This window comes from Cupriavidus sp. C1SS-2L (genome assembly GCF_057073735.1).
Genome location: NZ_CP172708.1, coordinates 3139740 through 3161699 on the forward strand (window position 1 = coordinate 3139740; position 21960 = coordinate 3161699).

Annotated in this window: 22 protein-coding genes; 10 read left to right on the top strand and 12 right to left on the bottom strand. The window is 64.7% G+C overall.

Annotation, left to right across the window (positions count from 1 at the left end; genetic code table 11):
* Positions 1-36: 36 nt before the first annotated feature.
* Positions 37-834, bottom strand: coding sequence for a 4-hydroxy-tetrahydrodipicolinate reductase (dapB, locus tag ACIGJG_RS14550; protein WP_220631026.1), 798 nt, complete (start codon positions 832-834; stop codon positions 37-39).
* A gap of 102 nt (positions 835-936) precedes the next feature.
* Entirely contained in the window at positions 937-1560 is a 624-nt protein-coding gene (locus tag ACIGJG_RS14555; RefSeq protein WP_483672463.1) for an outer membrane protein assembly factor BamE, read from the bottom strand.
* Between the two features lie 186 nt (positions 1561-1746).
* Between ACIGJG_RS14555 and fur the strand changes: the two genes are divergently transcribed.
* Positions 1747-2178, top strand: coding sequence for a ferric iron uptake transcriptional regulator (fur, locus tag ACIGJG_RS14560; RefSeq protein WP_011298983.1), 432 nt, complete (start codon positions 1747-1749; stop codon positions 2176-2178).
* A gap of 96 nt (positions 2179-2274) precedes the next feature.
* Here fur and ACIGJG_RS14565 read toward each other — a convergent pair whose 3' ends face one another.
* Positions 2275-3261, bottom strand: coding sequence for a LysR family transcriptional regulator (locus ACIGJG_RS14565; protein ID WP_140952147.1), 987 nt, complete (start codon positions 3259-3261; stop codon positions 2275-2277).
* Positions 3262-3533: 272 nt separating this feature from the next.
* Here ACIGJG_RS14565 and ACIGJG_RS14570 point away from each other — a divergent pair, with 272 nt between their 5' ends.
* The gene (locus ACIGJG_RS14570) at positions 3534-4142 is read left to right on the top strand and encodes a flavin reductase family protein (protein ID WP_011298985.1); all 609 of its coding nucleotides are present in this window, start codon (positions 3534-3536) and stop codon (positions 4140-4142) included.
* 69 nt (positions 4143-4211) lie between these two features.
* On the opposite strand, the gene gap is transcribed toward ACIGJG_RS14570, so the two are convergent.
* Positions 4212-5210: a type I glyceraldehyde-3-phosphate dehydrogenase gene (gene gap / locus ACIGJG_RS14575; protein WP_011298986.1), complete on the bottom strand. Its 999-nt coding sequence runs from the start codon at positions 5208-5210 to the stop codon at positions 4212-4214.
* Between the two features lie 61 nt (positions 5211-5271).
* On the bottom strand, positions 5272-7305 hold the full coding sequence (gene tkt / locus ACIGJG_RS14580; protein WP_181184513.1) for a transketolase: 2034 nt from the start codon (positions 7303-7305) through the stop codon (positions 5272-5274).
* A 274-nt stretch (positions 7306-7579) separates the two neighbouring features.
* On the opposite strand from tkt, the gene ACIGJG_RS14585 reads away from it, so the two are divergent.
* The 3 genes from ACIGJG_RS14585 to ACIGJG_RS14595 are packed head-to-tail and all read left to right on the top strand — an operon-like array spanning position 7580 to position 9408.
* Complete coding sequence (locus ACIGJG_RS14585; protein WP_011298988.1) at positions 7580-8011, top strand: VOC family protein; 432 nt, start codon at positions 7580-7582, stop codon at positions 8009-8011.
* Complete coding sequence (locus tag ACIGJG_RS14590; RefSeq protein ID WP_011298989.1) at positions 8011-8760, top strand: 16S rRNA (uracil(1498)-N(3))-methyltransferase; 750 nt, start codon at positions 8011-8013, stop codon at positions 8758-8760. Before ACIGJG_RS14585 ends, ACIGJG_RS14590 begins: the two co-directional genes overlap by 1 nt.
* 39 nt (positions 8761-8799) lie before the next feature.
* Positions 8800-9408 carry a YidB family protein gene (locus ACIGJG_RS14595; protein WP_011298990.1) on the top strand — a complete coding sequence of 203 codons (609 nt, stop codon included), beginning with the start codon at positions 8800-8802 and terminating at the stop codon, positions 9406-9408.
* A gap of 119 nt (positions 9409-9527) precedes the next feature.
* On the opposite strand, the gene ACIGJG_RS14600 is transcribed toward ACIGJG_RS14595, so the two are convergent.
* From ACIGJG_RS14600 to ACIGJG_RS14610, 3 genes are all read right to left on the bottom strand, one after another.
* The gene (locus tag ACIGJG_RS14600; RefSeq protein ID WP_011298991.1) at positions 9528-10139 is read right to left on the bottom strand and encodes a barstar family protein; all 612 of its coding nucleotides are present in this window, start codon (positions 10137-10139) and stop codon (positions 9528-9530) included.
* Positions 10136-10486, bottom strand: a complete 351-nt coding sequence (locus ACIGJG_RS14605) for a guanyl-specific ribonuclease (protein ID WP_181184515.1) — start codon at positions 10484-10486, stop codon at positions 10136-10138. Before ACIGJG_RS14605 ends, ACIGJG_RS14600 begins: the two co-directional genes overlap by 4 nt.
* 386 nt (positions 10487-10872) lie before the next feature.
* Complete coding sequence (locus ACIGJG_RS14610; protein WP_011298993.1) at positions 10873-13197, bottom strand: NADP-dependent malic enzyme; 2325 nt, start codon at positions 13195-13197, stop codon at positions 10873-10875.
* A 311-nt stretch (positions 13198-13508) separates the two neighbouring features.
* Here ACIGJG_RS14610 and thiL point away from each other — a divergent pair, with 311 nt between their 5' ends.
* From thiL to ACIGJG_RS14625, 3 genes are all read left to right on the top strand, one after another.
* A complete protein-coding gene (thiL, locus tag ACIGJG_RS14615) occupies positions 13509-14489 on the top strand; it encodes a thiamine-phosphate kinase (protein ID WP_483672464.1) in 981 nt (326 codons plus the stop codon).
* A gap of 129 nt (positions 14490-14618) precedes the next feature.
* The gene (locus ACIGJG_RS14620; RefSeq protein WP_011298995.1) at positions 14619-15185 is read left to right on the top strand and encodes a phosphatidylglycerophosphatase A family protein; all 567 of its coding nucleotides are present in this window, start codon (positions 14619-14621) and stop codon (positions 15183-15185) included.
* 67 nt (positions 15186-15252) lie between these two features.
* The gene (locus ACIGJG_RS14625) at positions 15253-15750 is read left to right on the top strand and encodes a CinA family protein (RefSeq protein WP_011298996.1); all 498 of its coding nucleotides are present in this window, start codon (positions 15253-15255) and stop codon (positions 15748-15750) included.
* Positions 15751-15821: 71 nt separating this feature from the next.
* Here ACIGJG_RS14625 and pyrF read toward each other — a convergent pair whose 3' ends face one another.
* Positions 15822-16640, bottom strand: coding sequence for an orotidine-5'-phosphate decarboxylase (gene pyrF / locus ACIGJG_RS14630; protein ID WP_041679704.1), 819 nt, complete (start codon positions 16638-16640; stop codon positions 15822-15824).
* 194 nt (positions 16641-16834) lie between these two features.
* Between pyrF and ACIGJG_RS14635 the strand changes: the two genes are divergently transcribed.
* Positions 16835-17749, top strand: a complete 915-nt coding sequence (locus ACIGJG_RS14635; RefSeq protein WP_011298998.1) for a DMT family transporter — start codon at positions 16835-16837, stop codon at positions 17747-17749.
* A gap of 473 nt (positions 17750-18222) precedes the next feature.
* Positions 18223-19185 carry a magnesium/cobalt transporter CorA gene (gene corA / locus ACIGJG_RS14640; protein WP_011298999.1) on the top strand — a complete coding sequence of 321 codons (963 nt, stop codon included), beginning with the start codon at positions 18223-18225 and terminating at the stop codon, positions 19183-19185.
* Positions 19186-19271: 86 nt separating this feature from the next.
* Here corA and mtgA read toward each other — a convergent pair whose 3' ends face one another.
* The 3 genes from mtgA to ACIGJG_RS14655 all read right to left on the bottom strand — a co-directional run bounded on the left by mtgA (position 19272) and on the right by ACIGJG_RS14655 (position 21844).
* Entirely contained in the window at positions 19272-19973 is a 702-nt protein-coding gene (gene mtgA / locus ACIGJG_RS14645; protein WP_041680049.1) for a monofunctional biosynthetic peptidoglycan transglycosylase, read from the bottom strand.
* A 66-nt stretch (positions 19974-20039) separates the two neighbouring features.
* Positions 20040-20924, bottom strand: coding sequence for a shikimate dehydrogenase (gene aroE / locus ACIGJG_RS14650; RefSeq protein WP_140952134.1), 885 nt, complete (start codon positions 20922-20924; stop codon positions 20040-20042).
* Positions 20924-21844, bottom strand: coding sequence for an energy transducer TonB family protein (locus ACIGJG_RS14655; RefSeq protein ID WP_140952131.1), 921 nt, complete (start codon positions 21842-21844; stop codon positions 20924-20926). Before ACIGJG_RS14655 ends, aroE begins: the two co-directional genes overlap by 1 nt.
* Between the last annotated feature and the right edge of the window lie 116 nt (positions 21845-21960).

Below are 21960 nucleotides of genomic sequence, written 5' to 3' on the forward strand. Positions count from 1 at the left end.
CAAGGCCGTCACGGCCTTGCCAACCCGGGTGCCGCCTTACTTCAGGCCCAGCACGTCCTGCATGTCGAACAGGCCGTTCGGCTTGTCGGCCAGGAAGCGGGCCGCGCGCACGGCGCCATCGGCATACGACTGCCGGCTCGAGGACTTGTGGCTGATCTCGATGCGCTCGCCGATGCCGGCGAACATCACGGTGTGGTCCCCGACGATATCGCCGCCGCGCACGGTGGCAAAGCCGATCGAGTTCGGATCGCGCTCGCCCGTGTGACCTTCACGCGCATAGACTGCACAGGTCTTGAGGTCGCGACCCAGAGCTTCTGCCACCACCTCGCCCATCTTCAGCGCCGTGCCCGACGGGGCATCGACCTTGAATCGGTGGTGAGCTTCGATGATTTCGATGTCGTAGCCGGTAGAAAGCAGCTTTGCCGCCACTTCCAGCAGTTTGAAGGTTGCATTGACGCCCACGCTCATGTTCGCGGCGAACACGATGCCAATCGACTTTGCCGCTTCGGCCAGCGCGGCCTTGCCGGCGTCGTCAAAGCCCGTCGTGCCGATCACCATCTTGACGCCCAGGCGCTTGGCCACGGCAAGGTGAGCCAGCGTGCCCTCGGGGCGCGTGAAGTCGATCAGGCAGTCGGCGCCGGCCAGGCCTGCTTCGAGGTCGGCCGTAATCGCCACGCCGGTCTGGCGGCCCAGCAACAAGCCGGCATCCTGACCCAGCGCAGGCGAGCCCGGCACGTCGAGCGCGCCCGACAGCGAGACGCCTTCGGTGGCGAGAATGTGTTCGATCAGCATGCGGCCCATGCGGCCGGAGGCGCCGGCAATGGCAATGTTCATGGTGTTTTACCTGGCGAAATCGGAAAACGGCCGGTCGCAAAGCGCCGGCCGGGAATCATGGTGGCAACCGTTGCGGGTTGCCTCACGCGCCTGAAGCGCGCTTCAGTTGGACTGTGGAGCGGATTCAGGCTGCGTAGCGGCGGCCGGCTGGGCGGCCGGCGTGGCGGCGGAAGTCTCCGGAGCGACCGCCTGCGGTTCGGTGGGTGCCGCCGGAGCGTCTTGCGGGGCAGCGGGTGTTGCCGCCGGCGCTGTTGCTGCCTGGCTGCTGGCACTGCCGCCGATGCCCGGTTTCTGGTCTTTCAGTGCCTTTTTCATGCCATCGATTTCGGCAATCAGCTCGTATTCGGACGGCAGTTCGTCACCGCCAAACTTCACCAGCTTGTCGCCGTCAAAGTAAACGGTAAAGCGGCGCTGCTGGACAATCGCTGCATTGCCACGGCGGAATGAGAACACGTAGTCCCAGCGATCGGCATGGAAGACGTCGGTCAGCAGTGGCGTACCGAGCAGGAATTTGACCTGGTCGCGGGTCATGCCCTCGTGCAGTTGCGAAGCCGCCTCACGCGAGACGAAGTTGCCCTGCACGATATTGATCCGATACGGCGTAATGGCGTTTGTGAGCTTGCGCGAAGTGGAGTCGTAGGTCGAGCAGGCACCGGCCAGAAGCGCCGCAGCCAGCAGGGAAATCACCAGCGTCGGACGCATGGCAAACGAACGGAATGAACGCATGTATCTCGCTTCCAGAGGGAAAGGAAAGTGCCGACAGGGACATTTCCGCCGCGCGGCGGCTGTCTGGGCTGCCACGGCGTCCGGCGGGCTGAAGCCGCCTTTGCTGGCCCTGGCACCGGGCGACTTTTGTCGCCAAAACCCTTATGATTCAACTATCCAGACATTGTACTCTAGGGAGTCACGCCCATGCCGAGTCCGGCGGAGCTCAAGAATATCGGCCTAAAGGCGACCGTGCCGCGGCTGAAAATTCTTGAGATTTTTCAGACCAGTGAACAGCGCCACCTGAGCGCTGAAGACGTCTACCGAATCCTGCTCAACGAGCATATGGATATCGGCCTGGCGACCGTTTACCGTGTGCTCACCCAGTTCGAGCAGGCGGGCCTTCTGTCGCGCAACAATTTCGAATCCGGCAAGGCCATTTTCGAGCTCAACGAAGGCAAACACCACGACCACTTGGTATGCCTCGATTGCGGCCGCGTGGAGGAGTTCTTCGACGGCGAGATCGAGCAACGCCAGCAAAGCATCGCGCGCGAACGCGGCTTTGCGCTGCAGGAACATGCGTTGTCGCTGTACGGCAACTGCACCAAAACTGATTGTCCCCACAGACCAAAACGATAAGCCGGCCACCGCTCGTGCGCGGCGGGATGGCAGCAAGAAAAAACCGGCGCCTGTGCGCCGGTTTTTTCTTGGGTCCGAATGAGCCTGAGGCTGCGATCAGGGGGTTTCGACGTCCTGCTCGGCAACCATACGCAGCTGCCGTGCGGCCGGCATGCCGACGAATTCGCCCACTACCTGTCGGAACAGGCCGCGCGCCCACACCAGCATCGGGTGCGTATTGCGGCTGCGGTGCCAGAACATGTTCAGACCGACTGTGGTGTTGAGCTCGGCCGGCAGCGGAAACGCCTTGAGGCCGTAGGTCTCGCAGGCCATGTCCTTGGTCAGTGCGTTGACCGTGAAGATCATGTCGGTCTGCGCGGCCAGCTCGGCCTGCGCACGCCACGAATGGACGGTCAGCGTCGCGTTGCGCTTGAGCCCTCGCTGCTGCAATGCGTAGTCGAGCGGGATCAGCGACGGAGCCGGCCGGCCCGCGCCGCCCGAATGCGCCATGAAGATATGGCCACAGTCGAGGTATTGCTCCAGCGTGCACTGGCCTTTCAGCAGCGGATGGTTCTTGCGTGCGCACACCCACAGGCTCAGCGACGTCACCATCTCCTCGACGATTTCCGGATGCCGCGTCGGGAACGGCGAAAAAGCCAGGTCGAGTTCGTTCGCGCGCATCGAAGCCACATCGGTTTCCCACGAATGGGATTCGACCAGCTTGATATGCAGTTCCGGTGCCAGCTGCTTGATGCGCAGCACGAAACGGTTGAACACCGTGTCGCCCAGTTCCGCGGCAAAGCCGATGCTCAGCGTGCCCGTGGCGATCGCCGGATCGAAATTGTCGGCATCGCCTTCATTGATCGACGACCACAGGTCCAGCATGTCGCGGATCTTGGGGCCAAGTTCGAGCGCGCGGGGCGTCGGGGTCAGCCCGTGCGGCACACGGATGAAAAGCGGATCGTCGAAGATCTCGCGCAGCCGGCCAAGCGAATGCGACACGGCCGGGGCCGTCATGTGCATTTTCTCCGCGACATAGGTCGCGTTCCGCTTGCTCAGCAGTTCGGTGAAAATCACAAGAAGCTTGGTGTCCACGTTCACCATGATCAGGCCCTGTTCCGATTTATTCCGATCTTAGATGGCCCCGCGACTTGCACTGGCTGCACATCAGATATCAACGGCTCGTTATTAGTGTAAGTGGAAAAAACGCCATCGGAAAGCAGATTCAGCATTTCACTCCGGGCAATGGTCTGCATTTTTCGCGACTGTATGATGAACTTCAGGTCCATTTCGTGAAAAAGGGCTCCCGCCGTCGGACAGCAATCACATGAAGGTCGGCGTATAGTCGGGTTTCCCCCGATCCCATTTTTGCGCCTATGCCATCACACCGCCAAGCGGTTGAACTCGTGAAAGCCTACCGGTTGCTGAACCACGGGCCGACCGTGCTGGTCAGCGCAGCCGCCGGCGGGCACCGCAACATCATGGCGGCCGCATGGGCGATGCCGCTGGATTTCTCGCCGCCCAAGGTCGCGGTGGTGCTGGACAAGAGCACCTGGACACGCCAGCTGCTGGAGCAGAGCGGCGAATTTGTGCTCCAGGTGCCGACCGTGAGCCAGGTCGACCTGACCGAAGCGCTCGGATCCAGTTCCGGGCAATCGCTCGCCGAGCAGCAAAGCACGGACAAGTTCGAAACCTTCGGCCTGGAAACGTTCGCCGGCGACGTCGTCGGCGCCCCGCTGCTGGCTGGCTGCGCCGCTTGGCTGGAATGCCGGCTGCTGCCCGAACCGCCGATCCAGCAAACCTACGACCTGTTCCTCGGCGAAGTGGTGGCGGCCCATGCCGATGCGCGCGTATTCAGCAACGGTCGGTGGCATTTCGAAGGACACGACGCCCTGCGCACGATCCACCACGTCGCCGGCGGCCATTTCCTTGTGGATGGTGCCGCCGTGGACGCACGGCCGCTCGCAGCACGGCCCGCCGGTTGACGCGTAGCTTGACGCCCGCCCAAAGAAAAACGCGCCCGAAGGCGCGTTTTTTCGCGACAGGCAGCCGGATTACTTGGCCACCACGCGTGCCATTTCCAGGCACTTGTTCGAGTAGCCCCACTCGTTGTCGTACCAGCTCACGACCTTGATAAAGGTGCCGTCCAGCGCGATGCCGGCTTCAGCGTCGAAAATCGAGGTGCGTGCATCGCCGCGGAAGTCCGTGGCAACAACCTTGTCTTCGGTGTAGCCCAGCACGCCCTTCAGCGCGCCCTGGCTCTGGGCCTTCATCTCGGCGCAGATTTCTTCGTACGACGCCGACTTTTCCAGTTCGACGGTCAGGTCGACCACGGACACGTCCGAAGTCGGCACGCGGAACGACATGCCGGTCAGCTTCTTGTTCAGCTGCGGAATCACCACGCCCACGGCCTTGGCGGCGCCCGTCGACGACGGGATGATGTTTTCCAGGATGCCGCGGCCGCCGCGCCAGTCCTTGTTGGACGGGCCGTCGACGGTCTTCTGCGTGGCGGTGGCAGCGTGCACGGTGGTCATCAGGCCGCGCTTGATGCCCCACTTGTCGTTCAGCACCTTGGCAACCGGTGCCAGGCAGTTCGTGGTGCACGAAGCGTTCGAGATGATCGCTTCGCCCTTGTACGTTTCGTGGTTCACGCCGTACACGAACATCGGGGTGTCGTCCTTCGACGGTGCCGACATGATCACCTTCTTGGCGCCCGCGTCGATGTGCTTCTGCGCGCCTTCCTTGGTCAGGAAGATGCCGGTCGACTCGATCACCACGTCGGCGCCGACTTCGCCCCACTTCAGCTCGGCCGGATCCTTGACGGCGGTCAGGCGGATCTTCTTGCCGTTGACGACCAGCGTGTTGCCGTCGACCGACACTTCACCGTCGAAACGGCCGTGCACCGAGTCGTACTTCAGCATGTACGCGAGGTAGTCGGGCTCGAGCAGGTCGTTGATGGCAACGACTTCGATGTCCTTGAAGTTGGCGGCGGCTGCACGGAATACCATGCGCCCGATGCGGCCGAAGCCGTTGATGCCGATCTTGATGGTCATGTCTATCTCCTGAAATGCCTGATGCTAGAAAACTGGGGCGCCGGGTTGTCCGCCGCGACTCTTATTGCAGCGTGTCCTTGACGGTCCGCACGACGTTCTCGACGGTGAAGCCGAAGTGCTTGAACAGCACGCCGGCCGGCGCCGACTCGCCGAAGGTGTCAATGCCCACAACAGCCTGGACCTGGTATTTCCACCAGAAATCCGTCACACCGGCTTCCACGGCCACGCGGGGCACGCCGGCCGGCAGGACGCTCGCCTTGTAGGCGCTGTCCTGCTTGTCGAACACAGTCGTGGCCGGAATCGATACCACGCGCACGTGCACGCCTTCGGCGGCCAGCTGGTCGGCAGCGCCGACGGCCAGGCCCACTTCGGAGCCGGTGGCCAGGATCACGGCGTCGGGACGGCCGGTGTTCGCGTTCGTGCCGTCGCGCAGCACGTAGCCGCCGCGCGCGATATTGGCGCGGGTCGCGTCGTCACGCTGCTGGAACGGCAGGTTCTGGCGGCTGAAGATCAGGCAGCTCGGGCCGTTTTCGCGGCGGATCGCCTCGGCCCAGGCCACGGCGGTCTCAGTGGTGTCGGCGGTACGCCAGACGTCCATGTTCGGGATCAGGCGCAGGCTGGCGACGTGTTCGATCGACTGGTGCGTCGGGCCGTCTTCGCCCAGGCCGATCGAGTCATGGGTGAACACGAACAGCGAGCGGATTTTCATCAGCGCCGCCATGCGCAGCGCGTTGCGGCTGTAGTCCGAGAAGGTCAGGAACGTGGCGCCGTAGGGGATGTAGCCACCGTGCAGCGTAATACCGTTCAGGATGGCGCTCATGCCGAACTCGCGCACACCATAGTTGATGTGGTTGCCCCAGGCATCCACACGCACGGCCTGGCTGCCCGACCAGTTGGTCAGGTTCGAGCCGGTCAGGTCGGCCGAGCCGCCGAGGAATTCGGGCAGCACCGGGCCGAAGGCCTCGATGGTGTTCTGGCTCGCCTTGCGGGTAGCGATGGTCTCGGCCTTTTCTTCGCACTTGGCGATGAAGGCGTCGACGGCGGCGTCGAAGCTGCCTGGCAGCTCGCCGCGCATGCGGCGCTGGAATTCACCGGCTTCATACGGGTGGCGGTCGGCGTAGCCTTCGAACAGCGCGTTCCAGGCCTTTTCCAGGGCGAGGCCGGTGGCCTTGGCATCCCAGGCGTCGTAGACATCCGCCGGCACTTCGAACGGGGCGTGGGCCCAGCCAAGCGCTTCGCGCGTGGCCAGCACTTCGGCGCCGCCAAGCGGGGCGCCGTGCACGTCGTGACCGCCTTCCTTGTTGGGCGCGCCCTTGCCGATCTTGGTGCGGCAGCAGATCAGGGTCGGCTTGTCGCTGGCCTTGGCCTGCGAAATCGCCAGGTCGACAGCGGTCACGTCGTGGCCGTCGATGCCGCGGATCACGTTCCAGCCGTAGGCTTCGAAGCGCTTGGGCGTGTCGTCGTTGAACCAGTGCACCACGTCGCCATCGATCGAGATGCCGTTGTCATCCCACAGTGCGATCAGCTTGTTCAGCTTCAGCGTGCCGGCCAGCGAGCAAGCCTCGTGGCTGATGCCTTCCATCAGGCAGCCGTCGCCGAGGAACACGTAGGTGTAGTGATTGACAATGTTGAAGCCCGGGCGGTTGAATTCTTCACCGAGCAGGCGTTCGGCCAGCGCCATGCCGACGGCATTGGTGATGCCCTGGCCCAGCGGGCCGGTGGTCGTTTCCACGCCAGGGGTGATGCCGTATTCCGGGTGACCGGCGGTCTTGCTGTGAAGCTGGCGGAAGTTCTTCAGCTCCTCGATCGGCAGGTCATAGCCGGTCAGGTGCAGCAGCGCGTAGATCAGCATCGAGCCGTGGCCGTTCGACAGCACGAAGCGGTCGCGGTCCGCCCAGTGCGGATTGGCCGGGTTGTGCTTCAGGTGGCGGCCCCACAGCGCCACTGCGATATCGGCCATGCCCATCGGCGCGCCAGGATGGCCGGAATTGGCTTGCTGGACGGCGTCCATGGCAAGCACGCGAATGGCATCGGCCATCAGCTTGGCAGGCTGGGAAGCAAAGGGACTTGTGGCGGGATGAGCAAGGGCGGACATGCGGGCGTAAGGGCGCTGGGCCTGGCGGCAGGAAAACAGCAATTTTAGCAGAAGCTAAGGGTAAATCCGGCTGCAACGCTGCCGTCGGACGGACCGGACAGGGGCCGGTAATCGCACAGGCACTTGCCCGGCAGCGATCGCAGATTGCCGTTGATGCACTTTGGAGCGCGGGGCGAGGACTTCGACAGCACCGGCGCGCACGCGTAAGATGCACACTCGCACCGCGCTCCCGCATCCATTAAGGAACGCGAGGTTTCCCCGACAGGAGACGACCATGACGAGACCGGCCAACACCCCGAGGCTCACGCCCTACCTGACCGTCAGCAACGGGCGCACCGCCCTGGACTTCTACCAGCGCGCCTTCGGCTTCGCGGCGGGCCACGTGGTCGACGAGAACGGCGTGCCCACGCATGCCGAAATGTCCTATCAGGGCGAGCTGATCGTCATGTTCGCGCCCGAGGGCGCCTGGGGCAGCACGGCGCGCACACCGCGCTCGCTTGGCGTGGAGTGCCCGCAAACGTTCTACGTCTATTGCGACGACGTCGACGCCATGCATGCGCAAGCCGTGGCGGCCGGCGCGGTCAGCCTGATGGAGCCCGCCGACCAGTTCTGGGGCGACCGCTACTGCATGGTCGAAGACCCGGACGGCTACCGCTGGGGTTTCGGCAAACCCGTAGCGGGCAAACAGGAAGACAAGACCAGCTGATGCCACCGCGTTTCTTTGTCGGCAGCGCCGACGCGGCGCTTGCCGCCGGTACCGATTTCGACCTCCCCGAAGCCGTCGTTCGCCATGTGCAGGTGCTGCGCCTGGCGCCGGGCGACGCCATCACGCTGTTCGATGGCCGTGGCGGCAGCCATGCCGCCACGCTGCTTGATTTGGGCAAGCGCCACGCACTCGCGCGCGTGGGTGAGCGAGACAACACGGAAACGGAACCACCATTCCGTGTCATGCTTGCCCAGGGCCTGGCCGGCGGCGACAAGATGGACTGGCTGATCGAAAAGGCCGTCGAACTGGGCGTGACTGCCATCCAGCCGCTGCAGGCCGCGCGTTCGGTCGTACGGCTCAGCGGCGACCGCGCGCAGAAGCGCCAGGCCCACTGGCAGGCGCTCGTAGAAGCTGCCTGCGAGCAATGCGGCCGCAATCGCTTGCCGGCCGTCGCGCCGGTAACTAACTTGGATACGTGGCTGCGTGCCGCAGGCGAAGGCAACCGGCTCTTGGTGTCGCCACGTGCCGACCAGTCGCTGCCGGCCTATGCCGCGGCGAACAGGGTAAGCCTGCTGGCTGGCGGCGTCACGCTGCTGATTGGGCCAGAAGGCGGCCTGGCGCCGGAAGAGGAAGATGCCGCCCTGCACGCGGGCTTCACCGCCGTGTCACTCGGCCCGCGCATCCTGCGCACCGAAACTGCCGGGCTTGCCTGCCTGGCAACGCTGAACGCCTTGCTGGGCGGATTCTGATGGCGGCGCACGCCATCCTTCATCACAAAGGAGTCGACCATGGGATTACTCGATAGCGTGCTGGGCGGGGTGCTCGGGCAACTCGGCGGCGCGCGCCAGGGGGAAGGTGAAGGCGCCGAAGGCGGCCTGAACCCGAAGCTGATGATGGCGTTGGGTCTGCTGGCAATGATGGCAATGCGCCACAAGAGCGGTGCCTCAGGGGATCCGGCTCAAGCCACCACGGACGATGGACTCGGTGGACTGGGCAGCCTGGGCGGCTTGCTGGGGGGCCTGACCGGCGGTTCGGGCGCTACCCCCGGCGGCGGCCTGGACCTTGGTTCGCTGATCGGCGGCTTGCTGGGTGGACAAGGTGGCGCGCCGGCGAACAGCCAGGCGCTCGGCGCCGCGGCCGGCGGCATCGGCGCGCTACGCGATGTGCTCGCGCAGGCGGGTCTTGGCGAGCAGGTGGATTCATGGATCGGCTCCGGCGCCAACCAGCCGGTCACGCCTTCTGCCCTGAGCGATGCGCTGGGCAACACCGGCGCCCTCGACTCGCTGGCGACCTCCACGGGCATGTCGCAAGAAGACGTGGCCGCGCAGTTGAGCGAAGGCCTGCCCGAGCTGATCGACCGGCTAACCCCGCACGGCCACGTGCCGTCACAGTCCTGATCGACTGGCCGACCTGCCATCAAACAAAAGCCCGCGACGTCGGTGACGGTCGCGGGCTTTCTAATTTCTGTCCCGCCAGGCATTAAGCGGGCACGCGGTCAGGAATTAGCAATCAACGATCAGGCAAACGAATAGAACACCCGGAACTGGACCTTGCGTTCGCCCCAGAACTCGGCGGCATCGCGGAATACGTCCAGCAGGACCTCGCGCCCTTCCTTGTCAAACTTTTGCGCAATCGGCAGGCCTTCGAGCACGATTACGAAGCCCGGCTGCTGGCCGGCCTTGTAGATCATGTCGGTCAGGCAATCCGCCAGCGCGTCGAAGTTCTTGCCGAAATGCTTGGGGAACGTGAACGACGTGGCGATCGTTTCCAGAACCTCCGCCTTGCTCGCGCAATGGGCGCAGTTCGCGTACAGGAAATGCTGGCCAAGGTCGGCCGCCGCCTGGGCAAGATCGGGCACGCGGAATGCGCGGATCGACTGGACAATGTTCGGTCGCACCGACTTGAACAGGTTCATGGCTCCCTCGGCCCCGTCGGCCCAGCTTGCGATAGCCGGCACGGCGACCGGGGCAGCGGGCGGAAGTCTGTGCGTGAGCTCTTGGCGCGGCATCATCAGCACGTTGTCGTAAAGGTTCTGGGCCTGATGCTGCGCCCGCTGCCAGCCATCTCCGGCGCCGCGCTCCTCGCGGGCGGCAAGGGCGTCGCCCAATCCGAAAATGTCAGTCATCATTTGGTTATCCGTTTGAAGCTGTTGTAGTGGTCTTCTGTGTAGTAGCAGTCGTTCGCCGCGCGCTGGTCGCCCCCGCAAACGATCCGCTTTGCTCCCCGGTTCCGGCTGTTCTGGCTCTTGACCGTATATTCGCGGTAGTAACCGCGTTGTTGTTGAGGGAGGGCGCGTTCATAGTTGCCGAATCGCGTGCCGTCCTTCTCGTAGGGAAACGGGCCGCCGGCCTCGATACGCTCCAGCGTCTGCCGTGCCTCATTGGGCAGTTGCTGCACGGCAATGGTTCCCGCCAGTCCCTCGGCCTGTTGCTGCCTGGCCAGCGACGGCTGCATGAAGGCCAATGCCAGGACCATGCCTGACAACGCCTGCGCCAGCAAGCGCCGGCCGCGCACGGGCAGCGGTTGCCGCTGCTGTATCACGGGAATCTGGAAACCCACGTTGGTCTGTCTTGGTTGAACCGGAAATCGAGCCTGCCGCCTGCTGGGTAGACAAGTATCCGGGCCACCCTGGCCGGCTTACCTGCCGCCGACCGCACCGGAGCGCCCGTGGCGAGCGCCTGTATCAAGGGCGTAAGGGTACGCGTATGCAAGCAATTAATCAATCCCGGCTCTGCGCCAGCGCGAAATCCTCAATTGTTTCAATGTGTTAATAGGATGTGTGCGCATACTAACTGGCAGCCGCAAAGCGAAAAAAAGCCGGGCAAGCCCGGCTTTTCCGCCACATTGAACCGTACTGCGGCTTAGCGCTTGGCAGCAGCGTCGACCACGACCAGCGAGGTCATGTTGACGATGCGGCGCACCGTTGCCGACGGGGTCAAGATGTGCACCGGCGCCTTCACGCCGAGCAAAATCGGCCCGATGGCGACGTTGTTGCCCGCCGCAACCTTCAGCAGGTTGTACGAGATATTGGCCGCGTCGATGTTCGGGCAGACCAGCAGGTTCGCCTCGCCCTTGAGCGTGCCGTCCGGCACCAGGGTATTGCGCAGCTTCTCGTCCAGCGCGCTGTCGCCGTGCATTTCGCCGTCGACTTCGAGCTCCGGTGCGCGTTCGCGCAGGATCGCGAGCGTATCGCGCATCTTGCGGGCCGAGGGCGCTTCGGACGACCCGAAATTCGAGTGCGACAGCAGCCCCACCTTGGGCTCGATGCCGAAGCGCTTGAGCTCTTCAGCCGCCATCAGCGTGATCTCGGCCAGTTCATCGGCGGTCGGATCCACGTTCACGTGGGTATCCACCAGGAAGATCTGGCGGCCCGGCAGCACCAGGCCGTTCATGGCTGCGTAGACCTTGCTGGTCCCACCCAGAACCTGGTCGATGTAGCGCAGGTGTGCGGCGGTGTTGCTGACGGTACCGCAGATCATGCCATCGGCCTCGCCCCTCTTGACCAGCATGGCGCCAATCAGCGTGGTGCGGCGGCGCAGTTCGAGCTTGGCGTACTGCGGCGTAACGCCTTCGCGCGCCATCATGCGGTAATACGCGTCGGAATAATCGCGGAAGCGCTCGTCGTGCTCGGGGTTGACCACGGCGAAGTCCACGCCCGGGCGCAGGCGCAGGCCGAAACGCTCAATGCGATGCTGCAACACCGCCGGGCGGCCGATCAGGATCGGGTTGGCCAGCTTTTCATCGACGACCACCTGCACGGCGCGCAGCACGCGCTCCTCCTCGCCCTCGGCAAAGACGATGCGCTTCTTCGCCATCTCGACCTTGCGGGCGGCGGCGTAGATCGGCTTCATCAGCGTGCCGGAGTGGTACACGAACTGCTGCAACTGCAGGCGGTAGGCGTCCATGTCCTCGATCGGACGCGAGGCCACGCCAGATTTCATGGCGGCTTCCGCCACAGCCGGTGCCACCCACACGATCAGGCGCGGATCGAACGGCTTCGGGATCAGGTATTCCGGGCCGAACGCCAGGTCCTGGATGCCGTAGGCCGTGGCCACGATATCGCTCTGCTCCTGGCGCGCCAGCTCGGCGATCGCGTTGGCGGCGGCGATCTCCATCTCACGCGTGATGGTGGTCGCACCGCAATCGAGCGCGCCGCGGAAGATGAACGGGAAGCACAGGACGTTATTGACCTGGTTCGGGTAGTCGGTACGGCCGGTCGCCATGATGGCGTCCGGGCGGACTTCCTTGACCAGTTCCGGTGCGATTTCCGGGTTCGGGTTGGCCAGGGCCAGCACCAGCGGCTTCTCGCCCATGCGCTGGACCATGTCCTGCTTGAGCACGCCGGCGGCGGACAGGCCCAGGAAAATGTCGGCGCCATCGATCACCTCGCCAAGCTTGCGCTTGTCGGTCTTCTGGCAGAAGCGGGCCTTCTCCGGGTCCATCAATTCGGTACGGCCTTCGTAGACCACGCCGGCCAGGTCCGTCACCCAGATGTTCTCGATGGGCAGGCCCAGGTCCACCAGCAGATCCAGGCAGGCCAGCGCGGCGGCGCCGGCGCCCGAGGCCACCAGCTTGACGCTCTTGATGTCCTTGCCGACGACCTTCAGGCCGTTGATGACGGCGGCAGCCACGACGATGGCGGTACCGTGCTGGTCATCGTGGAAGACCGGGATCTTCATCTTCTCGCGCAGCTTGCGCTCGACGTAGAAGCACTCCGGTGCCTTGATGTCTTCGAGGTTGATGCCGCCGAAGGTCGGCTCCAGCGCGGCAATGACCTGCACGAGCTTTTCGGGGTCTTTTTCGTCGATTTCGATGTCAAAGACGTCGATGCCGGCGAATTTCTTGAACAGGCCGGCCTTGCCTTCCATGACCGGCTTGGACGCCGCGGCGCCAATGTCGCCCAGGCCCAGCACGGCGGTGCCATTGGTGATTACCGCCACCAGGTTGCCGCGCGCGGTGTAGCGGAAGGAGTTGGCGGGGTCGGCGACGATCTCCTCGCAGGCAGCTGCCACGCCCGGCGAATAGGCCAGGGCCAGGTCGCGCTGGTTCGACAGCGGCTTGGTCGGCGTAACGGAGATCTTCCCGGGAGTCGGAAACTCGTGATACTCGAGCGCCGCTTTGCGCAGCGCCTCACGCTGCTGCTGTTTCAGATCGTCTTGGGACGGGGACTGCTGAGGGCTGGTCATCGGCGCATATTCCAATCGGTGGAGCCGTCATTTGACAGGGCTTCGGATGATTGGCGGACCGGCTCCACGTGCCCGCCAATCTCTTCCTCTGGACCCGGCATTTTATATTGTGAAATACTATTTCACAATAAGCATTTGACGAGGACCAGCATTGTGTTTCGGTACAATATGCCCCAAGCCGCTGGCCTTGAACAGCAAGCAACAGTCAATGCTGCCGCCCGCTGCAGTATCTTGCCGAGCCGCTGGCCTGGCACCATCCTTGTCCCGATCCGCCTTTTTTGCGCCGGCGCCGCCCTGGCCCGGTTAGTCCCATGTCCACGATCCGCCGCGCGCAGCTCTCCGAGTTCGATCTGATCCGCCGTTTCTTTACGCGTCCGGTACGCAAGGCCGTGCTTGGCGTGGGCGACGACTGCGCGCTGATCGATCCGCGGCCCGGCCATCACCTGGCCGTCAGCACCGACATGCTGGTCAGCGGGCGCCATTTCTTTGCCGATGTCCCGCCCCGTGCACTGGGCCATAAGGCGCTGGCGGTCAACTTGTCAGATCTGGCGGCCATGGGCGCCGAGCCGCGCGGGTTCACGCTCGCGCTGGCACTGCCCGAAGCCGATCCCGCATGGCTTGAAGAACTGGCTGCAGGCATGTTGGCGCTCGCCGACGAACACGGCTGCGAGCTGATCGGCGGCGACACCACACGCGGGCCGCTCACGCTTAGCCTGACCGTATTCGGCGACGTGCCGGCGCGCGCCGCCCTGCGACGCGATGCCGCGCGTCCTGGCGACGATATCTGGGTTTCCGGAACACTTGGCGACGCGCGTCTCGCACTGGGCGACTGCCGCGGCGAATGGCTGTTGCCCGAACCCGAATTCAGCCGCGTGCGCCCGCGTATGGAAATGCCGACGCCGCGCGTCGCGCTGGGCATGGCGCTGCGCGGTGTAGCGCATGCGGCACTTGATATTTCAGATGGCCTGATCGGCGATCTCGGCCACATCCTGACCCGCTCGCAGGTCGGGGCACTGCTCGACGTGGACTCGCTGCCGCGTTCAACCGTGCTGGCGGCCCAACCGGACTCGCTGCAACGCGAATGCGTGCTGGCCGGCGGCGACGACTACGAACTTTGCTTCACCGCGCCGATCGGCAACCGTGAAGCCATTGCCGCCATCTCGGATCGCCTGGAACTGCCGCTGACACGCGTCGGCTCGATCACACCGGAACCCGGCTTGCGGCTGGTCGACCGCCATGGCAGCCCCGTGACCTATGCCGGCGCTAGCTTCGACCACTTCGCGTCGCCCTGACAGCCTGCGCGCGGGCGTGTCATGATGCCGGCTTGCAGCGCCAGCATCATGATCTGCCCGGGAGGGAACCCGGGAAACTGGCACGCCGGGCGCCGCGCACATAAAACATAAGTACACGAGCCAAATCCGATGTCGACCTCTCCCCCCGCGGCCGCGCCGCGCGACCCCGCCATGACCCTCGAAGCCGGGCAGACTGTCAAGGTCACGCGCCCGACGGCCCGCTTCATGCTCGCGCACCCCGCGCATCTGATCGCTATCGGCTTCGGTTCCGGCCTGTCGCCGGTCAGCCCGGGTACCGTAGGCACGCTCTATGGGTGGCTCTCGTTCGTCGTGATTTCCCTGTGGATCGAACCGACGACATGGCTGTGGATCATCGGTGCGGGCTTCCTGATCGGCATGTGGGCCTGTGGACGCACGGCGCGCGACATGGGCGTGGACGACCACGGCAGCATGGTCTGGGACGAGATCATCGCGTTCTGGCTGGTGCTGACCTTTGTCATGCCCACCGGCCTGTGGGGCCAGTTTGCCGCCTTTCTATGGTTCCGGCTGTTCGATATCGCCAAGCCGGCACCGATCGCCTACTACGATCGCACGCTGAAAGGCCCGGGACTGCGCGGCGCATTCGGCGTGATGTTCGACGACATCTTCGCGGCGTTCTACACCCTGCTGGTATTCGCGCTGTGGCGCTCGTTCTGACGCTTTCGCCACGTTTCCCGCGACGTTCACTCGCCATCTTTCTTCAAACGCCACGCACCTTTCACCCATGTCCATCAGCCGCTTGCTCGACCAACTGGCCATCCAGGCCGGCGTAGCCCTCGCCGAAACATCGCTGATGCTGGCCACGGCCGAGTCCTGCACCGGAGGACTCGTTGCCGCCGCCATTACCGATGTATCGGGCTCTTCCGGATGGTTCGAACGCGGCTTTGTCACGTACTCGAACGAGGCCAAGAGCACGATGCTCGGCGTGCCCGCCAAGATGATCCGCGACTACGGCGCGGTCAGCGAGGAAGTGGCCCGCGCGATGGCGGAGGGTGCGCTGCTCAACAGCCGCGCACAGGTATCGCTGTCCATCACAGGCGTGGCCGGCCCCAACGGCGGCACGCCCGAGAAGCCGGTCGGCATGGTCTGCTTCGGCTGGAGCAACCGCATCACCACGCGCACCGAGACCCAGCGCTTCAAGGGCGACCGCGCACAGATCCGCCGCCAGGCGGCCGAGCATGCGATGCGCGGACTGCTGGAACTGGTACGCAACGAGGCCTGAAACGACAAAGGCCGCGCCCGGTCAGGCGCGGCCTTTTGCTGTACTGACGCTATCTGACAGCCTGGCTCGGATTACCCGTGCCGGTAGCGGTTGATGGTATCCCGCGTTTGCATCGCCACATGGCGTGCAGCGGTGGCGAAATCCTTCTCGCCGCTCGCATAGAGAATCGCGCGCGACGAGTTGATCATCATGCCCGTGCCGTCAGCCGTGCGGCCAGCCTTCACCGTTGCCTCGATATCGCCGCCCTGCGCGCCGATGCCCGGAATCAGCAGCGGCATGTCGCCAACGATCTGCCGCACACGGGCGATCTCGTTCGGGAACGTGGCGCCGACCACCAGGCCCATCTGCCCCGTCGTATTCCAGCGTTCCTTCGCGGCTTCGGCCACGAGTTGGTAAAGCGGCTTGCCATCCACCTGCAGAAATTGGACGTCCGAGCCGCCCGGGTTGGACGTGCGGCACAGCACGATCACGCCGCGGTCTGGATAGGCCAGGTACGGCTGCATCGAATCGAAGCCCATATAGGGGCTCACGGTCACCGCATCGGCCTTGTAGCGTTCGAATGCCTCGCTCGCGTAGTGCTCGGCGGTCGAGCCGATGTCGCCACGCTTGGCGTCCAGGATCACCGGAATACCCGGGTGCGCATCATGGATATAGTGGATCAGCTGTTCCAGCTGGTCTTCGGCGCGCTGCGAATGGAAGTAAGCGATCTGCGGCTTGAATGCGCAGACCAGGTCCGCGGTGGCGTCGACGATTTCGCGGCAGAAGGAAAAGATTGCGCCGCCGGCCCCGGTCAGGGACAGCGGCAGCTTCTGCGGGTCGGGATCGAGTCCGACGCAGAGTAGGGAATCGTTGCGCTGCCAGGCGGCAGACAGCTGCTCGATGAAGGTCATGGGTTGACTCGATATCCTGGTTGCTCCGGCGCCGCCGGCGCGTGGCGGGCGACCCGGTTGCTGCGGGCTGGGGCGGATAGACCCCCTCATATCGCAGCATATGTCGTTTCCGGCAATTTTACCCGCTGCGTGCTATCGTTTTGCGCTCAAAGTCAAAACAAAGAGCGGCGTAGTTCACAGCCGCCATCCACGACATGTCTCTCGATCGCCGCGGCCTCGTCCTGCTGGTCATCCTGACCATCGCCTGGGGCGTCAACTGGCCCATCATGAAAATCGGCGTGGCGCACTTCCCGGCCATGGGTTTCCGGCTGCTGTGCATGGCCGGCGGCGTCGCCGCGCTGGGGATTGCGCTGACCGTGCGCGGCGAATCGCTGCGCGTGCCGCGCTCGCAATGGGCCACGGTGGTGAAGCTCGCCATCCCGAACATGGTGTTCTGGCACCTGCTGGCGATCTGCGCCGTCAAGATGCTGTCCTCGGGACGCGCCGCGATCCTCGGCTACACCATGCCGATCTGGGCCGTAGTGTGGGGCCTGGTGCTGTATCGCGACCGCATCGGCGTGTCGGCCTGGGTCGGCATCGGCTGCGCGCTGGCCGGCACCGTCCTGCTGCTGTCTGGCGAGATCCGAGCGCTGACCGGCAGCCCGGCCGGTACATTGCTGATGCTGGCTGCAGCCGCCGGCTGGGGCTTCGGCACCCAGCTCATGAAGCGTACGCAGATCGACATCCCTATCGGCACGCTGACGTTCTGGATGCTGGCCGTCACCCTGCCCTTCCTGGCCGCCGGCACGCTGTTGCTCGAGACCGGCTGGCGCATGCCCACCGCCGCCGAGTGGGGCGCGATCGCCTATAACGCCGTGGTGGTGTTCGCCTACTGCCACCTGGTCTGGTTCGGGCTCGCGCGCAACCTGCCGCCGGTGGTGTCGAGCCTGTCGGTCATGTTCATCCCCGTGGTTGGCGTGTTCTCCGGCATGTGGATGCTCGGCGAGCAGCCGCACTGGCAGGACTACGCGGCGATTGCACTGATGTTCGCCGCGCTGTCCTCGGTGATGCTCGTGCCACTGTTGCGGCGGCGACTGCGGACCGGCATGGCGCGTGGAGATTTCACTTAACAAGCCCCCCTGCGTTGGGCTACACTCGCGGCCATCACAATCCCGGAGAAACTACGTGGGCAGTAGCATCGGGTGTTCGAGTTGCCGCGGTAACGCAGTTAACGCAGCTTCGTCGGATGCCATGTCACTGCGGGCTGCGTAGACGAACCGCCGGAGCCGCCAAGCGCTCCCGCATCGTCGCATCGCCCGCAGAATCCATGCGGGCGAGTGTTTTTCCGTATCGCCGACGGCCACCGAAGCGTGGGCCGTGCCATTGCGGATATTCCCTCTCCCGGCTTGCCAGCCACCCCAGGCAAACGCCATCGCCTTGCGCCCGTCGGCCCTGCCGCCGCCCGCAGCGCGATCACGCTTGCCCGTGATTCCGCACTGAACCGGTCCGGACCACCCTGGGATGCGGCGAGCCTGCCTGCGCTTGTCTTCGCGCTTGTCTTTGTTTTTCGTCGCAATCAGCATAGCAATAAGGAATCCCGGGGATGATCAACCTGTTCGTCCTGCAGAAAGGCCGGCTCGCCCAAGAGCAGGTCGACGAGCGCAACGAGCTGCTGCAGCACAAGCCGATCTGGATCGACGTCGTCAGCCCCGACGACGAGGAACTCGCCTGGATCAAGGAAGCGTACGGCGTCGCCCTGCCGGAACTCGAAGACCTGGGCGACCTGGAAGCGTCCGCGCGTTATTTCGAAGGCGAGGACGAGAACATCCACATCCGCACCGACTTCCTGCTCGACGAGGAAGAGGCTTCGCGCAACGTGCGCGTGGCGTTCGTGCTCACGCGCGACGTGCTGTTTTCCATCCACGACGAAGACCTGCCGGTGTTCCGCCTGGTGCGGCTGCGCGCGCGCATGCGTCCGGGCTCGGTACGCAACGCCAAGGACGTGCTGATGGATCTGTACGCGACCGATGCGGAATACTCGGCCGACTCCATCGAGGAAGTCTACGAACGCCTGGAAGAAGCCAGCCGCCGCGTGCTGGCCGAAAACGTGACCGATGCCGCCGCCGCCGACGTGCTCGAAACCATCGCGCGCGAGGAAGACTTGAACGGCCGCATCCGACGCAACGTCATGGACACGCGCCGCGCGGTGTCGTTCCTGATGCGCAGCCAGCTGCTGTCAGCCGAGCAGCAGGACGAGGCACGCCAGATCCTGCGCGACATCGACTCGATCGAGAACCACACCGCATTCCTGTTCGACAAGATCAACTTCCTGATGGATGCGACCGTCGGTTTCATCAACATCAACCAGAACAAGATCATCAAGCTGTTCTCGGTGGTGTCGGTGGCATTGATGCCACCGACGCTGATCGCGAGTATCTACGGCATGAACTTCAAATTCATGCCGGAGCTGGACTGGGCGGCCGGGTATCCGTGGGCGATTGCGTTGATGGCGGTGTCGGCGGCGATTCCGTTGGTGTATTTCAAGCGGAAGGGGTGGTTGAGCTGAGGGCTGAAACAACGACAGGCTGACTCCCCTCTCCCCCGCTCCTCTCCCGCAAGCGCGAGAGGAGAGAAACCAAGGAACGCCAGCCGTCAATCCGGCAACGTAGCCGCCCCCATCCGCCGCGCAATAATCCCCGCCTTCACCCTGAAGTTCACGCGCACATTCGCGCAGTACTCCTTCTTGTCGAAGCACTTCGGCGCAGGCAGCGCCGCCGCCAGGCGCGCCGCCTGGCCCACGCCGAGCTTCCCGGCGTTCGTACGGAAGTAGTGCTGCGCCGCAGCCTCCGCACCGAACACGCCTTCGCCCCACTCCACCGAATTCAGGTAGATCTCGAAGATGCGCTGCTTGTCGAGCCAGAACTCGAGCATCCACGTGATGGCCAGTTCCTGGCCCTTGCGCAGGTAATGCTGCTCGGACGACAGGAACAGGTTCTTGGCGAGCTGCTGGGTGATGGTCGAACCGCCGCGCACGACGCGGCCGCGCTTCTTGTTGCGCTCCCACGCGTCGAGCATGGCGTCGATTTCGTAGCCGGGATGATTGACGAAGTCAGCGTCTTCGCTCGCGATCACTGCGCGCTTGAGGTTGCGCGAGATCTGGTCGTACGGCACCCAGCGGCGGTCGATGCTGCAGTTCCAGACGTTGAAGCCGCACAGGCGCCAGCGCTCGGCGCGCATGAACGACGTGGAAGACGGCGCCACGTACTGCCATGCGGCGATCTGCAGGAAGAAATAGACCTGCATCGCGACCACGCCGGCCACGATGCAGCCGAGCAGGAAACCGATCCAGCGCAGCGGGGAGAATGCCGTGCCGGCGGCGCGCGCGGAGCGCTGTCGGGTGGCCACGGGCACTGGCGGCGATCAGCCCTTGCGCTCGGCCTGCAGCGCGGCGCGCAGGTCGGCCAGCACGGGCGCGGTGCGCGGACGCACGCCGCGCCAGATGTAGAACGCTTCAGCCGCCTGTTCGACCAGCATGCCGAGACCGTCGGCCGTGCGCGCGCCGCATTGCGCAGCGTGCTGCAGGAATACGGTCGGCTCGGCGCCGTACATCATGTCGTAGGCGAGCACGCCTTCGCCGAGCAGGAACGCCGGCACCGGCGGCACTTCGCCATGCAGGCTGCTCGACGATGCGTTGATGACGACGTCGCAGACATCGTCTTCGGACAGCTGCTCAAGCGCATCGAGGCCACCGCCCCACAACTCCACGCCGAACGAATCGGCCGCTTCCACGAACTCTTCGAGCATGTCGCTCGCGCGCGAGGCCGTGCGGTTGGCCACCACAATGCGCGAGGGCCGGCATTCAATCAGCGGCAGCATCGCGCCCATGGCCGCGCCGCCCGCGCCGAGCAGCAGCACACGCTTGTCTTCGAGCAGGGTGTCGAGATTGTCCTGGATATCGCGCACGAGGCCGATGCCGTCGGTATTGTCGCCGTGGATCAGGCCATCCTCGATCCACATCGTGTTGACCGCGCCAGCGGCTTCCGCGCGCGGCGTCAGGCGGTCGGCCAGATCATAGGCCTGCAGCTTGAACGGCACGGTCACGTTGAAGCCATAGCCGCCTTCAGCAAGGAACGCGCGCATGGTGTCTGCGAAAGCGTCGAGCGGCGCTTCCAGGCGGCCGTATTCGACGGCTTCGCCGGTCTGCTTGGCAAACGCGGCGTGGATGAACGGCGAACGGCTGTGCGCGACGGGGTTGCCGACCACGACGTAGCGGTCAGCCGGCTGGGAGGATTCGGTGGATGTCATCAGCGTGCCTGCAAGCGGGTTTCCAGCCCGCTGCGCGAAAACTTGAATGTGGAAATCACTTCGAGAATGTCCTGGCGCGCGGCCATCTCGGCCGTGAACGGACCGAACGGCGCGGCGGCGCGGACGATCGCGACGGCCTGGCGGTCGAGCGCTGGATCGCCCGAACTCTTGACCACGTCGATGGCGTCGACGTTGTAGCCGTCGCGGTTGTAGCCGAGCTTGCCGAGCCGGTTCACGTTGATCACGAGGATCAGCTGGCCGTACAGCGGCTTGCCGTTGTGCTGCGGGAAATCGCTGGTGCCGCGCGCCTCGATCTTGCGGCGCAGGCGGTCGTAATACTGGGCGTAATCCACTTCGCGCGCGCTCGTGGCGGTGAGCTGGTAGCGCTTGGGCCGTTTGGCGTACTGCTCGAGATTGCGGCCGATCTCGGCCTCGAGCTTGGCCATCTCGTCGGTGGAGGTACGCTCGTCCTGGCCGCGAAGCAGGTCGTCCTGGCGCCGTTCGCCGGGCTTGAGCGGTTGGCTGCGCACGGCGGGGGCCGCTTCGCGCGACTGCGTCATCAGGCGCTGCTGTTCCTGCTCGAGCTGCTCGACGCGGCGCTGTACCTGGCGTACGAGATCGCCGTCCTGCGAAACTGTCTGCGCGGGCAGCGGCGTGGTCGCGCGCTGCTGGTCGTGGTCGCCGCCGCCATCGAGGTTGGCCTGCGCCAGCACGTTGGCATTGCGCGGCTTCTGCGCGGACTTGGAGTTGACCAGCACCACGTCCAGCGCGGCATCCGAGCGCTTGATCTCGAATACCTCGGGCGCCGCGATCCGCACCATCAGCAGCACGAGATGGATGACTACCGAGATGGCCAGCGCCTTGGCCAGCGTGTTGCTGGCGTGCCACCAGTGGCGGGGATCGACGAGAGCGGCGTTCACGATGGGAGCTGGCTGGGCAATGGCTTGGGAATCGCTAGGGAGACTCGCCGGGGCAGCATGGCGTCATGCGCCCCCGGCCCGGCGGCTACGCCGGGTCAGAAGGGCATTGTATGTGA